Source organism: Kaistia defluvii (assembly GCF_040548815.1).
GTDB lineage: Bacteria > Pseudomonadota > Alphaproteobacteria > Rhizobiales > Kaistiaceae > Kaistia > Kaistia defluvii_A.
This window is the reverse complement of the sequence record NZ_JBEPSM010000002.1, coordinates 95,349-108,340: the sequence shown is the minus strand read 5'-3', so window position 1 is coordinate 108,340 and position 12,992 is coordinate 95,349. Positions and strand designations below refer to the sequence as shown.

Here is a 12,992-nt window from a genome sequence, read left to right as displayed (position 1 = left end):
AGGCAAACCGCGATCCCAAGCGCTCGCGCCCGCCCTTCTCGCCCAGTCGCAATGTCCCCGCCCATACGCGGCATGAACGATGCGATCTCCGGCTTTCCGCCTTCTTCCATCGAAATGGAGCCTGCCCGACCATGCTGGAAATGAAATCGCGCTGGGCACCCTATTGGCAGGCCGCGCCGCTCGCGATCGTCTTCCTGATCTTCTTCGTGCTGCCGCTCCTGGTGACGCTTGCCGTCAGCTTCTGGACCTATACGGGCTACTCGATCGAACCGGCCTTTGTCGGCGACAATTACGCCACGGCGTTCGACAAGTGCCTGGCCTCGCTGCCGGACCTCTGCACCACCTTCCGCACCTATCTTTCGACGCTGAAATTCTGCCTGATGGTCTGGCTGATCACGCTCGTGCTCGGCTTCACGATCGCCTATTTCCTCGTCTTCGAGATCAAGTCCAACAACATGCGCCTGATCCTGGCGCTGGTGACGACGATCCCGTTCTGGACCTCGAACGTCATCCGCATGATTTCCTGGATCCCGCTGCTGGGGCGCAACGGTGTCGTCAACCAGTGGCTGATGAGCGTCGGCCTCACTTCCGAGCCGCTCGACTGGCTGCTCTATTCGAATTTTTCCGTGGTGCTGGCGCTCGTCCACCTCAACACCGTCTTCATGATCGTGCCGATCCTGAACTCGATGTCGCGCATCGACAAATCGCTCGTCGAGGCTGCCTATGACACCGGCGCTTCCGGCTGGCAGACGCTGTGGAACGTCATCATCCCGCTATCCAAGACCGGCATCGCCATCGGCTCGATCTTCGTCATCACGGTGGTGATGGGCGACTTCATCTCGATCGGCCTGATGGGCGGCCAGCAGATCGCCTCCGCCGGCAAGGTGATCGAAAGCCAGATCAACGCGCTGCAATTCCCGATCGCCGCCGCCAACGCCGTCGTGCTCCTGGCCATCGTGCTGATGATCATCTGGACGCTGCTGCGCTTCGTCGACATTCGCAAGGAGCTCTGAGCATGACCGAAGGACGCTCCCGCGCATTCTACGTGCTGTCGGCGGTTTTCGCCCTCTATGTGCTGTTCCTCTACGGCCCGACGATCACCATCCTAGTGCTGTCGTTCCAGGGCCCGAACGGCGGCATGACCTTCCCGATGAATGGGGTCTCACTGCACTGGTTCCACAATCTGTGGGCCGGCATCGGCGTGCCCAATGTCGTTGACGCGCTGATCAACTCGCTGAAGCTGGGCCTCGTGGTGACGCTGGTCACCGTGGTGATCTCGGTGATGGCCGGCTATGCCTTCCGGCAGAAGTTCAAGGGTTCCAACATCCTGTTCTTCACCGCGATCGCCAGCCTGATCCTGCCCTCCATCGTCGTGTCGCTCGGCATCGCGCTGGAATTCCAGCTGTTCAACCAGACCATCACCGGCCTCGGCGACCGCCTCGTGGAAAACTATGTCGACATCCCCGACCCGACGATGTGGACGAACTTCCTCGGCAATATCGGCATCCTGATCCAGGACAATTTCCAGACGCTGATGGGGCTGTTCACCTCCGGCCTCGGCGCGCACCTGACCTGGACGCTGCCCTTCGGCCTGCTGATCATGTTCGCCGTCTTCAACCGCTTCAACCCGGCCTATGAGGAAGCGGCGCGCGACCTCGGCGCCTCGTCCTGGCAGACCTTCCGCTATGTCGTGCTACCGATGATCGCCCCGTCGCTGGTCGGTGTCGCGCTGTTCGGCTTCACCCTGTCCTGGGACGAGATTGCCCGCTCCAGCCAGACGGTCGGCTCGGTCAATACCCTGCCGCTGACGCTGCGTGGCCTCACCACCACGGTGACCACCCCGGTCATCTACGCTCTGGGCACGGTGACCACGGCGGTTTCCTTCGCCGTCATCGGGCTCGCCATCATCGCCATGCTGGTCGTCCAGCATCGGCGCAAGCGCCATGGCTCCGACGCAGGCAAGGGCACGACCTGAGTCGCCCGGCCGGGCGCGAAGAGCGCTCGGCCTATTCAAAGATTGACACGTTTCCGCCGCGTCCGGGCCCCCCGGGCGCGGCGGATTGCATTGGGCAGGCCATGCACGAGCCGTGAAGTGCGGCCGCGATCCTACTGGAACCATTGGCGATTTGGACCGTTCTCCTTGCGGGTCGCTTGGAATGAAACCAGGATGGAACAAATGATCGCATATCAGGGATATGCCGGCTTTTGGCGGCCCGGGGACATCGTCGAGGATAAGGTTCTCTCGGACAGCCAAAAGGCGGAAACGCTTCTGCATTGGCGGAGGGCGGTCAGCCGGCTGGCGCCCCTTGCATCAGCCGAAGAGCGGGAAGCTTATCAAAAGCTAACCATGGAACTCTCCACCGCGCTGAAACATGTCGACAACTCGACCCCCACGCCGCATATACTTCCGGGTAGATCTCTCAAGCCTTCTTAAACTTGAGCAACGCACAGGAGTGCCAAAATGGTGACCAAGACAGACGGTTCGGACCTCTCCGACCAGGTGAAGGCCATTCAGGCCGAATTGGCCTCGCTGACGGATACAATTCGCAAATTCGGCTCGGAACAGGCGAGCGCCGGTGCTGACGCGCTGCACAACGCCGCTGGCCGCGCCAGCGAAACCTTCCGCGCCTCGGCCGACGAGGCTCGCCGCCGCGGGCAGCGGGTCGCCGAAGATATTGAAGGCCAGATCACCGGCAATCCGGTTCCCGCCGTGCTGATCGCAGCCGGCATCGGCCTCTTCATCGGTGCGCTCATAGGCCGGCGATGAGCGGCCTGTTCCAGGCCCTGACAAGCGTGGCGGCAGCAGCCGCCACGCAAACCACCGTGCGCACCCTTAAGCGGGTCGGCCTTCTGGCGATCGCGGGGGTGTTCATCACCGTTGGCGTATGCTTCGGCGTCGCGGCCGGCTATCAGGCGCTTGCCTACAGCTACGGCTCGCTGGTGGCCAAGCTGGTCGTGGGCGGGGCTTTCCTGGTGGTCGGATTGATCATCCTGCTGGTGGCGAACTGGCGCAAAGGCCGCCGCCAACAGCAGGAGGTCGGCACCACGAGCGTCGCCCTCGCCTTCGCCATGGGCCTTCTGGGTGGCTTGGCGCGCAAGCGCTGAATTCCCCCGGGCATGAGCCCCGGCTGACATCCAAATCGCGGTAACAGAGAGGAGCCTTTGACGGGCTCCTTTTTTGTTGGGCGGTCGGCAAGCAGCCATGCCGCCGAGACCCCGACGGGCCTCAGTCCAGCGCGTGGCTCGAGGGGATGTCGATCTCGCAGACGACGCCGCCCGGCGTGAACTCCAGCGTGACGATGCCGTCGAGCGCCTGGCCGACGCTGCGCTCCAGCAGCGTGACGCCGAAGCCGGTCTTCTCCGGATGCTGCACCATCGGCCCGTTGGTCTCCTCCCAGCGGAGGTGAAGCCGATCGCCGTTGCGGATGCCCCAATTCAGCGAGATCCGTCCGTTCGGAACCGACAGCGCGCCATACTTGGCCGCGTTGGTCGTCAGTTCATGCAAGGCGAGACCGATATTCTGTACGGCGTCCGGCCGAAGGCTCAGCGTCGGCCCTTCGATGACCAGCTGATCGGAGCCTGGATCGATCGCCTGCGAAAGCTGGGCGCTGACGAGGTCGTTCAGCGTGGCGCCGTGCCATTCGCGGGCGACCAGCAGATCGTGCGACGCCGCCATCGCCCGCAACCGCGCGGAGAAGCGGGTGACGAAGGTCTGGGGATCGTCCGAGCGGGCGGCGGTCTGGCGCGCCATGGCCTGGATCACCGCAAGCAGGTTCTTGGAGCGGTGCGTCAGCTCGCGCATCACCAGCCGCAGATGCAGTTCCTGCTGATGCGCCTCGGTGACATCCACCGCCACGCCCGCCAGTCCCTGCACGCTGCGATCGCGCCCGAGGATCGGTTCCAGCCGGAGCTGGAAATAGCGCTGCTTGTCGTCGAGCGTCATGACGATTTCGCCATGCTGCGCTTCGCCGGATGCCACCGCCGCCTTCTTCATCTCGACGATCGGCTGGCTGCCCTCGCCCTGCCAGAACTCTTCGTCGGTGCGGCCGATCATGTCATCGGCATTGAGGCCGATCGCCGGGTTGTAGACCCAGTTGTAGCGGAGGTCACGATCGTGGCTGAACACCATGATCGAGGAGCCGCGCAGCGCCATGTCGAACCGGGCATTGGCCTCGGCCAGGCCGGAGGTCAGCGCCGACAGGCGCGTCTCGTAGTCATGGCGCTCGGTCAGGTCGACGACGGCGGACGTCAGGCCGATGATCTCGCCGGCACTGTCGCGCATCGGCTCGATCGAGAGGCGCAGATATTGGGAGGCGCCATCCGTCTTGACCACCACGTTGAGCGAAGTCCCCTTCCCGCTCTCCAGGACGCTGCGCTTGGCATCCATCACGGAAGGCGCGACATCTTCCGGGAACAGGTCGGCATCGGTCTTGCCCACAACCTCCTCCGGCGTCAGGCCGCGCCGCGGGTCATAGGCCCAGGTAAAGACCAGGTGCGTGTCCTGGTTGAAGACAGCAATGTCCGAACCGGAAAGCGCCGCCTCGAAGCGCTGCTTGGTCGCCGTCAGCTCGCGCGTGCGGACATGCACCTTCTCCTCGAGATCGCTGCGGATGTCGGTCAACTGCCGCATCGTGTCGATATGCGCATCGATCTCGGATTTGAGATGGCGATTGTTGCGCTCCAGCAGCCGGGGCGACGGCAGGGCGAGCAGCTCCGGAAGGACGTAGCGGATGAGGAACACTGCCACGAGCGCGCTGAGGGCCGCGACGATCTCGAAGACGCGGGCATAGAAGGACGGGCGCAGAACCGGGAAGGCCGCGATCAGGTAGGAGATCGAGATGCCGAACAGCAGCAGGATAAGGGACAGCGCCACGCGCCGATAGACGGGGGGGAGATCGCGGCGACGCCACAGGAACGATATCGCGGCCACCGCGATCGCAAACGTGCTGACCGAAACAATCAGTCTCGGAATCGATCGCAACAGATTTCCGCCCAGCGCATCCGAACCCTGAGAAAGGATGTTGAGCAGCCAATCCATGGAATGGTCCTTTTGCGCGCTGCGTAGATGCGGGAACGATCCGGCCGACCCACCATTGATCTTCCACTACTCCACCCGAAAGAGGAGACGGACAATGAACCGGGACGCAGTCCAAGGCAATTGGAAGCAGTTCAAGGGCTTGGCCCGCCAGCAGTGGGGAAAGCTCACCGACGACGACCTAGCCGTGGCGGCTGGCAAGCGCGAGGAACTGGCCGGCCGGCTTCAAGAGCGCTACGGCATCGCCCGCGAAAAGGCAGAGGCCGAAGTCGACGAATGGATGAAGCGGCTTTCATGATCCGGCGGGAGAGGCCCGGCTTCGCGCCGGGCCTTCGCCTCAGGCTGCGACCGATGCCGTCGAGTTGAAGAACAGAGCCTGGCTGATCGCCGCCTTGACGGTGCGGGGATCGAACGGCTTGGTCAGCAGGAACGTTGGCTCCGGACGCTCGCCGGTCAGCAGGCGCTGGGGGAACGCCGTGATGAAGATGACGGGAAGCGTGAAGCCGGAGAGGATATCCTTGACGGCATCGATGCCGGAGGAACCGTCGGCCAGTTGGATATCGGCGAGCACCAGACCGGGCTGCTCGCGTGCAGCGGCCTCGACGGCGTCGGTGCGGGTGCGCGCCACGGCGGCAACCTCGTGACCGAGTTCCTGCACGATGCCGGTCAGATCCATCGCGATCAGCGGCTCGTCTTCGATGATCAGAACGCGGGTGCGGGTCTGGCGATCGATTTCCGCGAGCGCGTCGGTCAGCAGCGGCTGGATGCGCTCGGCGGGGATGCCCATCACGGAGGCGGCATCCTCATCCGAGAAGCCTTCCATCGTGGTCAGGAGCAGGGCCTGCCGGCTTTCCGGCGTCATGGCGGCAAGACGCTGCTGCGCCGTCGTCTCCTGACGGCTCAGGCCGTCGATGACAACGTCGTTTCCAAGCTGCGTGCCCGACCAGATGGCGTGAAACAGGCGATAGAGAGCGATTTTGGGATGGACCGTGCGATCGATGATCGCGGGTGCATTGACGATCGCGAGCAGGCAAGCCCGGACATAAGCGTCGCCGCTGATCTGGCCGCCGGTCAGGGCACGCGCGTAGCGCCGCAGAAACGGCAGATGCGGCGCAAGCGCCTGCGACAGACTTTCGGGCATCTATTCCCCCTTCAAAAGGATCGTTCCAGCCAAGAGAACGCGGTGCGTTCAATTCGGTTCCAAAAATTCCGGAACCTTTTTTAGGGTCCCGCATTGCCACCGACAGAGAGACGCGCCGCACTCACCAACGGAGCGCAAATTGGGCACAGCCAGGACAAGAAACGTGGATAATAACGATAGCAACGCGAAAAGCGCCGAGTTTCGCTCCGCGCCTCCTTCGGCCAACAGCCAGGGCGAGAAAGAGGACTGGATCGGCCGGCAGTTGCGCCGCGTCTTCGACAATTCGTTGAGCGAACCTCTTCCCGACGACATCATGTCGCTTCTCGACCGGATCGACGACGAGCCGTCGAAGTCCGAGCAGTCGCCGCCGAAAGGCGCCGAGTGAGACTGCTGCCGCATATCCTGAAACTGCCCCAAGGCATGGATTGCCACGGAGACAGACATGAAGAATGAACTGGTCGACGCACTGCCCATGCTGCGCGCCTTCGCTCGCTCTCTCAGCGGCAATCGCGATCGCGCCGACGACCTTGTGCAAGAGACTGTCATGCGTGCCTTGGCCAACAAGGACAAGTTCCAGGTCGGGACGAACCTGCATGCCTGGCTGGTGACCATTTTGCGCAACCAGTACTATTCGGAAGGCCGCAAACGCCGGCGCGAAGTCGAGGATGCGGAAGGCACGCACGCCGCCCGTCTGTCCGATATCGGCGCCCAGCACGGCCATCTAGAACTGGACGACTTCCTGCGCGCCATGCAGCTTCTGCCCGACGAACAGCGCGAAGCACTCGTCCTGATCGGCGCCAGCGGCTTTTCCTATGAAGAAGCGGCCGAGATCTGCGAAGTGAAGGTCGGCACGGTGAAGAGCCGCGTCTCGCGCGCCCGCGCCCGGCTGGAAGAAATCATGAGCGGCGGCGTTCCCTTGCCCCCGGCCGAAACCGCGAAGCGCTCCGCCGACGAGATCGAACAGGCGATGGCTTTGCGCACCGGCTGAGCCATCCACCTCAATAGTCCAACAAAAAACCCCGCGATCCGAGATCGCGGGGTTTTTTCGTCTGGCGCGCTCTAGAGCGTCAGGCCCGACGCATCAGGTGCATGACACCGGAGATCAGGAACAGAACGATCGCGACAACGAAGATGATCTTCGCGATGCCAATGGCCGTACCGGCAATGCCGCCAAAACCAAGAATGGCAGCCACAAGCGCGACCACAAGAAAAAATATCGCCCAGCTCAGCATCAAACCCCTCCATGGGTGTACGCGGTATCACACCGCTCACGCATCTAATGCGGACGGAGGCTGGCGGTTCCCTCCCCTGGGCGAGGCTTGCGAGGTCAGCCCGTTGAAATCATTCGTCGGATGCTTCGCGGCCCGTGATCGCGATGCCAAAGCCCTGCAGGCCGACATATTGGCGCTCCTGCGAGGACAGCAGGCGGATCGAGCGGACCTTGAGATCCCGCAGGATCTGGGCGCCGACGCCGATCTCGCGCCAGCGCTCCTTGCGCTGCCGTGCCGACATGTGACGCTCCTCGCCGTCGCCAGCGGCCGAACCATCCGGACGCACCACCGCGGGATCGCGGATCAGCACGAAGACGCCGCGATCGGCGGAGCCGACCTTGCGCAAGGTCGTTTCGAGCCAGCCCTTGGAGTCCGGGCCGCGCGAGATCAGGTCGGAGATCGGATTGGCGCGATGGATGCGGACGAGCACGTCGGGCTGCTCGGCGACATCGCCGAAGACGATGGCCAGATGCTGCAGCGGATCGAACGGGGTCTCGTAGACGAAAGCCGTCGCGGTGCGGCCGCCGACCGGAACCTGGAAACTGTCGACCACCTTGACGAAGTTTTCCGTCCGGGCGCGATAGGCGATCAGATCCTCGATCGAGACGATCTTCAGGCCATGCTCCTTGGCGAACTCCAGCAATTCCGGCAGGCGCTTGACGGTGCCATCGTCATTGACGACCTCGGCCAGCACGCCGGCCGGCTCCAGTCCGGCCAGGCGCGCCAGGTCGGTCGCCGCCTCGGTATGGCCGGAACGGATCAGCACGCCGCCCTCGCGCGAGATCAGCGGGAAGATATGGCCGGGACGGAGGAAGTCCGACGCGGTGCAATTATCATTGGCAAGCGCCTGAATCGTATTGGCGCGCTCCTCGGCCGAAATGCCGGTGGTGAGGCCCACCTTGTAATCGACCGTGACGGTGAAGGCGGTGCGCATCGGGTCGCGGTTGTTGGCGACCATCGGCGGCAGATGCAGCGCCTCGGCGCGATCGGCGTGGACGGGAACGCAGATGATGCCGCTGGTATGGCGTATCATGAAGGCCACCTTCTCGGCGGTCGCCTTCGACGCGGCCATGATCAGGTCGCCCTCATTCTCGCGATCCGTATCGTCGACGACGACAACCAGTTCGCCGGCAGCGATCGCGGCGACGGCTTCTTCAATCGTATTGAGGGCCATGAACCATGTCCGTGAGCAGAAAAGATCCTGTCCTTATAAGCAATCGACCGCCGAGTGCCACTCCGCAAGCGCGCAAAACGGGTTGTCTGATGACCGTATGGGCCTTACCAGTATCGCCACCGTAGAAGCGGCGTTGTTCGGACGCGGACAGAGGAAGAATAGACGAATGGCAGATATCAAGCGTTTTTCCGGTCGGGGAGCGATCGTTACGGGCGGCGCTTCGGGAATCGGGTTCAAGACCGCCGAGCGCATTGTCTCCGAGGGCGGAACAGTCTGTATCTGGGACGTGGACGCAGCCCGGATCGACGCTGCCAAAGCCGCGCTGGGCCCGAACGCGCATGGCGTGCAACTGGATATTTCCAAGCCTGACCAGGTCGAAGCCGCCGCCAGGACCGCCGAAAGCCATCTCGGCAAGATCGACATCCTGATCTGCTCGGCCGGCATCGCCGGCAAGAACGCGCTCGTCGTCGATTATCCGATCGAGGAATGGCAGCGCGTGTTCGAGATCAACGTCCACGGTCTGTTCTACTGCAACCGCTTCGTCGCGCCGCTGATGAAGAAGAACGGCTATGGCCGCATCGTCAACGTCGCCTCGATCGCCGGCAAGGAAGGCAATCCGACGGCCTCCGCCTATTCCGCCGCCAAGGCCGCGGTGATCGGCTTCACCAAGTCGCTCGGCAAGGAACTGGCCAAGGACAACATCACGGTCAACGCCATCACGCCGGCGACGATCGACACGCCGATCCTGAAGCAGGTCAGCCAGGCGCATATCGACTACATGCTGTCGAAGATCCCGATGGGCCGCTTCGGCACGGTCGAGGAAGCCGCCGCCATCCTGACCTGGCTCGCCAGCGAGGAATGCTCCTTCACCACCGGCGCCGTGTTCGACCTCTCGGGCGGCCGCGCGACCTACTGATCCGAACCCGAAGGGCCCTCTGGCCGACGCATCGCGCTAAGCCGGAGGGCCTTTCTTCACCTCTCTCTGAGGGGGAGGTGGGGAGATTCCCCCGGTCTACCTGCTCTCAGCCAGCCTTGCGCAGGCCCAGCGCCGCCTTGCCGGCATAAACGGCTTCGGCGCCGAGCGCTTCCTCGACGCGGAGCATCTCGTTCCACTTCGCCATCCGCTCGGAGCGCGAGAAGGAGCCGACCTTGAACTGCCCGGCATCCCAGCCGACCGCGAGATGGACGATGGTGACGTCCTCCGTCTCGCCGGAACGCGCCGAGACGATTGTGCCGAAGCCCGCCTTCTTGCCGGCATCGAGCGCCGCCTTGGTCTCGGTGACCGTGCCCGCCTGGTTCGGCTTGACCAGCACCGCCGTCGCGGAGCCCTTCGCCGCCGATGCCTCGACGCGCGCCGCGTTGGTGACGAGGAAGTCGTCGCCGATCACCTGGCAGCGATCGCCATAGCGCTCGGTGAAGGCGAGGAAGCCTTCCTCGTCATCCTCCGCTACCGGATCTTCGATCGAGAGGATCGGATAGGCGTCGAGCCAGCGCCCGAGCAGGTCGATCATGCCGCCCGTGTCGAGTTCGCGGTCGTCCAGCGCCAGCTTGTAGCGGCCGTTGCGGCCGAATTCGGATGCGGCGATATCGAGCGAGATGCCGATATCGGGGCCGGGCGTGAAGCCGGCATCGGTGATCGCGCCGACCAGTTCGTCGAGCGCCTCTTCGTTGGAATGGAAGGCCGGCCAGAAGCCGCCCTCGTCGGCGACGCCCTGCAGCTTGCCGGCCTTCTTCATCCGGAGACCCGCGGCGCGATAGACCTCGGCAGTCCAGTCGAGCGCCTCGGCGAACGAGCCTGCGCCCGGGCAGATCAGCATGAAATCCTGCACGTCGACCCGCCGTGCCGCATGCGCGCCGCCGCCAAAAATCTGGATTTCCGGCACCGGGATGCGAACCTTGTTGCTACCCGCGAGATAGCGCCAGAGCGGCCGGCCCTCCCCCGCCGCCGCCGCATGCAGGACGGCCATCGAGGTGGCGATCAGCGCGTTGCCGCCAAGGCGGGCCTTGTTCGGCGTGCCGTCGAGCGCGATCAGCGCCGCGTCGATCCCGGCCTGATCGGCAGCCTTCATGCCGACCAGCGCCGAGGCGATTTCGCCCTGCACCGCCGTTACGGCGCGAACCACATCCAGGCCCCCAAAGCGCTCGCCGCCGTCGCGGAGATCCACCGCCTCGCCGGTGCCAGTCGAGGCGCCCGCCGGCGCGATGGCCCGGCCGATGGCGCCGGAGGCGAGATGGATCTCCGCCTCGACCGTCGGACGGCCGCGCGAATCCCAGACGCGGCGCCCCAGCACCTTGCGGATCGTGGTGTCGGTCACTTCGAAAGTTCCTCTTCCCAGGCGTCGCGGATGGCGGCGAGTGTCGTTGGCGGTGTGGCGATCAAGGGCCGGGCGACGCGACGAACGCGGTCCCGATCCGGCTCGGTGGTGACGTATTCGACCGGCGATTTGCCATCGACCCGGGCCAGGAATAGGCCGGGCAGCAGGCGGGCGGCGCGCACCTCGACCTTTTCCCTGGGTTCCCAGCCCACGGCATCGAGGTAGGCTTTTGCGAGCGTATCGAACGCGGCGAGGTAGTCGTCGCGGGACGTCGGAACCCAGAGGCATTTCAGCAGCAGATGGTTCAGGCAGAAGGCAAGGTCGAAGGCCGGGTCGCCATACCAAGCGCATTCGGCATCCAGGAAGATGGGCCCCTTTGGCCCGACCAGGATGTTTTTCGGGCTGACATCGCCATGCACCAGCGCGATCTTGGTCGCGAGCGTTTCGCGCGACAGCGCCATCAAGTGTGACGCGAGATCGGGATGCGCTTCTGCGGTCGCCTCCAGATAGGGCTCGAGCCGGATCGAGTGGAAGATCGCGTCGGTGTCGAAACGGGCAGCGATCTCGGCCGAATGGGCGGTTGCGCCATGGATGGCGGCTATCACGCGGCCCACCGCCGCGGCGAAAGCGGGATCGGCCCGGCCGGCGCGCAGTTCCGCCTTCCAGACCGGATGGTCCTCGGGCCGCAGATATTCCATGGCGAAGGCGCCAACCTCGGCGTCCTGCGCCAGCACATGTGGCACCGCATCCGGGACGATCCGACCGGCCTGCAGAAGCCATTCGACTTCCTTGCCATTGCGCGATATCGGGGCGTGCCAGTCGCGCGCGACGCGGAGCTTTTCTAGCGCCCGCTTGACCGCGAAGCTGCGCCCTCCCGCCTCGACCCGCCAGATGTCCGATGCCACGCCACCGGTCAGCGGTTCCGCGATGATCGCGTTCGGGTCCTCGACGAGACCGGCGCGCGCCAGCCACGCCGCCAGTTCGCGGTCGATTGTCTCCACCCTCGCCTCCCCAGGCCTCTCGGATCTCCGACCATTCCTCAGCGGAAACCAGCGGTCCTGTCTAAGGGATTTGCCAGGCAAATGCACCGGGAGAGGAACCGCAGCCGCGCGCGGTGGAGCCATTCCCGCCCTGCTGTGTCGTCAATATCTCACCCCACGTCGGCCGACGACCTTGCAGACGGCCGGGTCGCTCCCGATCTCTGCATCCTGCGCGACCGTGTCGGACGAGTTGTGACGGATTTGCCGCAGATTTGCGGTGCCGACGAAGATTCGGCAGCGGCGCTTCCAGCCGCATCTTGACTTAAGGGCATGGCGACGGCATCTGCTGCGAGCGAACATTCATTCGCAAGTCAGTCCGGATGCTAATGACCCAGCTCGCGCAACCTGAAATCACCGAACTCTCGCCGCGCGAAAGCGCGCAGGATGCGCGACGCACGCAGATCCTCGACGCGGCGCGCACCTGCTTTGCCCGCTCCGGGTTTCGCGGCGCCTCGATGCAGGAGATCTGCCTCGAAGCCAAGATGAGCCCCGGCGGCCTCTATCGCTATTTTCCTTCCAAGGAAGCGATCATCGAGGCCATCGCCCAGGAGGAACGCTGCGGCGCTGCCGAGCTGATCGAGACGATGCGCGGAACCGGGCCGCTGCTGGACCGGATGATGAGCTGCGCCATGGGCTATTTCGCCTATATGCGCGATCCCGGCGCCTGCGAGCTGATGGCGGAAATCAGCGCGGAAAGCCTGCGCAATTCCGAGATTGGCAAGCGCTTTGCCCAGATCGACGACAGCGTGCGCGACATCATGCGCGAGGTCTTCCTCGAGGCGATCGAGACGGGCGAAATGCCGCCGAACGCCGATCTCGATGCGACGATCAGCATGCTGCAGGCCGCCGTCGACGGCATTGCGCTGCGCCAGATTAACGACCCCGACCTATCGCTTGCCCGGGTGGAGCCGCTGCTGCGGCGGCTCGTCGCCGGTGTTTTGGGAATGAAAGCCTGAGCGGCATGACGGCGGCGTGAGACCGCCCGTGCCAACCTGACCAGAGGGGCCGCTTGAGGC

The 12,992-nt window shown here is 64.4% G+C and carries 16 protein-coding genes; 10 read left to right on the top strand and 6 right to left on the bottom strand.

The window, feature by feature from the left end; all coding sequences use genetic code 11:
- Nucleotides 1–131 precede the first annotated feature (131 nt).
- The 5 genes from ABIE08_RS13525 to ABIE08_RS13505 all read left to right on the top strand — a co-directional run bounded on the left by ABIE08_RS13525 (nucleotide 132) and on the right by ABIE08_RS13505 (nucleotide 3,105).
- Entirely contained in the window at nucleotides 132–1,013 is an 882-nt protein-coding gene (locus ABIE08_RS13525; RefSeq protein ID WP_354551810.1) for an ABC transporter permease, read from the top strand.
- A gap of 2 nt (nucleotides 1,014–1,015) precedes the next feature.
- On the top strand, nucleotides 1,016–1,975 hold the full coding sequence (locus ABIE08_RS13520) for an ABC transporter permease (protein ID WP_354551809.1): 960 nt from the start codon (nucleotides 1,016–1,018) through the stop codon (nucleotides 1,973–1,975).
- A 192-nt stretch (nucleotides 1,976–2,167) separates the two neighbouring features.
- Complete coding sequence (locus ABIE08_RS13515; protein ID WP_354551808.1) at nucleotides 2,168–2,434, top strand: hypothetical protein; 267 nt, start codon at nucleotides 2,168–2,170, stop codon at nucleotides 2,432–2,434.
- A 27-nt stretch (nucleotides 2,435–2,461) separates the two neighbouring features.
- Nucleotides 2,462–2,767, top strand: coding sequence for a DUF883 family protein (locus ABIE08_RS13510; protein ID WP_266330691.1), 306 nt, complete (start codon nucleotides 2,462–2,464; stop codon nucleotides 2,765–2,767).
- A complete protein-coding gene (locus tag ABIE08_RS13505) occupies nucleotides 2,764–3,105 on the top strand; it encodes a hypothetical protein (RefSeq protein WP_354551806.1) in 342 nt (113 codons plus the stop codon). Before ABIE08_RS13510 ends, ABIE08_RS13505 begins: the two co-directional genes overlap by 4 nt.
- Nucleotides 3,106–3,226: 121 nt before the next feature.
- On the opposite strand, the gene ABIE08_RS13500 is transcribed toward ABIE08_RS13505, so the two are convergent.
- Nucleotides 3,227–5,038, bottom strand: coding sequence for a PAS domain-containing protein (locus ABIE08_RS13500; protein WP_354551805.1), 1,812 nt, complete (start codon nucleotides 5,036–5,038; stop codon nucleotides 3,227–3,229).
- A gap of 94 nt (nucleotides 5,039–5,132) precedes the next feature.
- On the opposite strand from ABIE08_RS13500, the gene ABIE08_RS13495 reads away from it, so the two are divergent.
- On the top strand, nucleotides 5,133–5,333 hold the full coding sequence (locus ABIE08_RS13495) for a CsbD family protein (RefSeq protein ID WP_354551804.1): 201 nt from the start codon (nucleotides 5,133–5,135) through the stop codon (nucleotides 5,331–5,333).
- A 39-nt stretch (nucleotides 5,334–5,372) separates the two neighbouring features.
- On the opposite strand, the gene ABIE08_RS13490 is transcribed toward ABIE08_RS13495, so the two are convergent.
- Nucleotides 5,373–6,176, bottom strand: coding sequence for a response regulator (locus ABIE08_RS13490; RefSeq protein ID WP_354551802.1), 804 nt, complete (start codon nucleotides 6,174–6,176; stop codon nucleotides 5,373–5,375).
- 139 nt (nucleotides 6,177–6,315) lie between these two features.
- Between ABIE08_RS13490 and ABIE08_RS13485 the strand changes: the two genes are divergently transcribed.
- Complete coding sequence (locus tag ABIE08_RS13485; protein ID WP_354551801.1) at nucleotides 6,316–6,561, top strand: NepR family anti-sigma factor; 246 nt, start codon at nucleotides 6,316–6,318, stop codon at nucleotides 6,559–6,561.
- Nucleotides 6,562–6,618: 57 nt separating this feature from the next.
- Nucleotides 6,619–7,164 (top strand): sigma-70 family RNA polymerase sigma factor, encoded by a 546-nt coding sequence (locus ABIE08_RS13480; RefSeq protein ID WP_354551800.1) that lies wholly within the window; start codon nucleotides 6,619–6,621, stop codon nucleotides 7,162–7,164.
- A 79-nt stretch (nucleotides 7,165–7,243) separates the two neighbouring features.
- Here ABIE08_RS13480 and ABIE08_RS13475 read toward each other — a convergent pair whose 3' ends face one another.
- Entirely contained in the window at nucleotides 7,244–7,408 is a 165-nt protein-coding gene (locus tag ABIE08_RS13475; protein WP_266337211.1) for a DUF1328 domain-containing protein, read from the bottom strand.
- A 109-nt stretch (nucleotides 7,409–7,517) separates the two neighbouring features.
- The gene (gene ribB, locus ABIE08_RS13470) at nucleotides 7,518–8,621 is read right to left on the bottom strand and encodes a 3,4-dihydroxy-2-butanone-4-phosphate synthase (RefSeq protein WP_354551798.1); all 1,104 of its coding nucleotides are present in this window, start codon (nucleotides 8,619–8,621) and stop codon (nucleotides 7,518–7,520) included.
- A gap of 166 nt (nucleotides 8,622–8,787) precedes the next feature.
- Here ribB and ABIE08_RS13465 point away from each other — a divergent pair, with 166 nt between their 5' ends.
- Nucleotides 8,788–9,537, top strand: coding sequence for an SDR family NAD(P)-dependent oxidoreductase (locus ABIE08_RS13465; protein ID WP_354551797.1), 750 nt, complete (start codon nucleotides 8,788–8,790; stop codon nucleotides 9,535–9,537).
- A 106-nt stretch (nucleotides 9,538–9,643) separates the two neighbouring features.
- Here ABIE08_RS13465 and eno read toward each other — a convergent pair whose 3' ends face one another.
- Both eno and ABIE08_RS13455 read right to left on the bottom strand, forming a co-directional pair.
- Entirely contained in the window at nucleotides 9,644–10,936 is a 1,293-nt protein-coding gene (gene eno, locus ABIE08_RS13460; RefSeq protein ID WP_354551796.1) for a phosphopyruvate hydratase, read from the bottom strand.
- Nucleotides 10,933–11,937 (bottom strand): phosphotransferase family protein, encoded by a 1,005-nt coding sequence (locus tag ABIE08_RS13455; RefSeq protein WP_354551794.1) that lies wholly within the window; start codon nucleotides 11,935–11,937, stop codon nucleotides 10,933–10,935. Before ABIE08_RS13455 ends, eno begins: the two co-directional genes overlap by 4 nt.
- 365 nt (nucleotides 11,938–12,302) lie before the next feature.
- Between ABIE08_RS13455 and ABIE08_RS13450 the strand changes: the two genes are divergently transcribed.
- A complete protein-coding gene (locus tag ABIE08_RS13450) occupies nucleotides 12,303–12,932 on the top strand; it encodes a TetR/AcrR family transcriptional regulator (protein ID WP_354551793.1) in 630 nt (209 codons plus the stop codon).
- Nucleotides 12,933–12,992 lie beyond the last annotated feature (60 nt).

What these genes read in the sequence shown, in the direction of transcription:
- ABIE08_RS13525 (WP_354551810.1), top strand. Translation starts at nt 132, where the DNA reads ATGCTGGAAATGAAATCGCGCTGGGCACCCTATTGGCAGGCCGCGCCG.
- ABIE08_RS13520 (WP_354551809.1), top strand. Translation starts at nt 1,016, where the DNA reads ATGACCGAAGGACGCTCCCGCGCATTCTACGTGCTGTCGGCGGTTTTC.
- ABIE08_RS13515 (WP_354551808.1), top strand. Translation starts at nt 2,168, where the DNA reads ATGGAACAAATGATCGCATATCAGGGATATGCCGGCTTTTGGCGGCCC.
- ABIE08_RS13510 (WP_266330691.1), top strand. Translation starts at nt 2,462, where the DNA reads ATGGTGACCAAGACAGACGGTTCGGACCTCTCCGACCAGGTGAAGGCC.
- ABIE08_RS13505 (WP_354551806.1), top strand. Translation starts at nt 2,764, where the DNA reads ATGAGCGGCCTGTTCCAGGCCCTGACAAGCGTGGCGGCAGCAGCCGCC.
- ABIE08_RS13500 (WP_354551805.1), bottom strand. Translation starts at nt 5,038, where the DNA reads ATGGATTGGCTGCTCAACATCCTTTCTCAGGGTTCGGATGCGCTGGGC.
- ABIE08_RS13495 (WP_354551804.1), top strand. Translation starts at nt 5,133, where the DNA reads ATGAACCGGGACGCAGTCCAAGGCAATTGGAAGCAGTTCAAGGGCTTG.
- ABIE08_RS13490 (WP_354551802.1), bottom strand. Translation starts at nt 6,176, where the DNA reads ATGCCCGAAAGTCTGTCGCAGGCGCTTGCGCCGCATCTGCCGTTTCTG.
- ABIE08_RS13480 (WP_354551800.1), top strand. Translation starts at nt 6,619, where the DNA reads ATGAAGAATGAACTGGTCGACGCACTGCCCATGCTGCGCGCCTTCGCT.
- ABIE08_RS13475 (WP_266337211.1), bottom strand. Translation starts at nt 7,408, where the DNA reads ATGCTGAGCTGGGCGATATTTTTTCTTGTGGTCGCGCTTGTGGCTGCC.
- ribB (WP_354551798.1), bottom strand. Translation starts at nt 8,621, where the DNA reads ATGGCCCTCAATACGATTGAAGAAGCCGTCGCCGCGATCGCTGCCGGC.
- ABIE08_RS13465 (WP_354551797.1), top strand. Translation starts at nt 8,788, where the DNA reads ATGGCAGATATCAAGCGTTTTTCCGGTCGGGGAGCGATCGTTACGGGC.
- ABIE08_RS13450 (WP_354551793.1), top strand. Translation starts at nt 12,303, where the DNA reads ATGACCCAGCTCGCGCAACCTGAAATCACCGAACTCTCGCCGCGCGAA.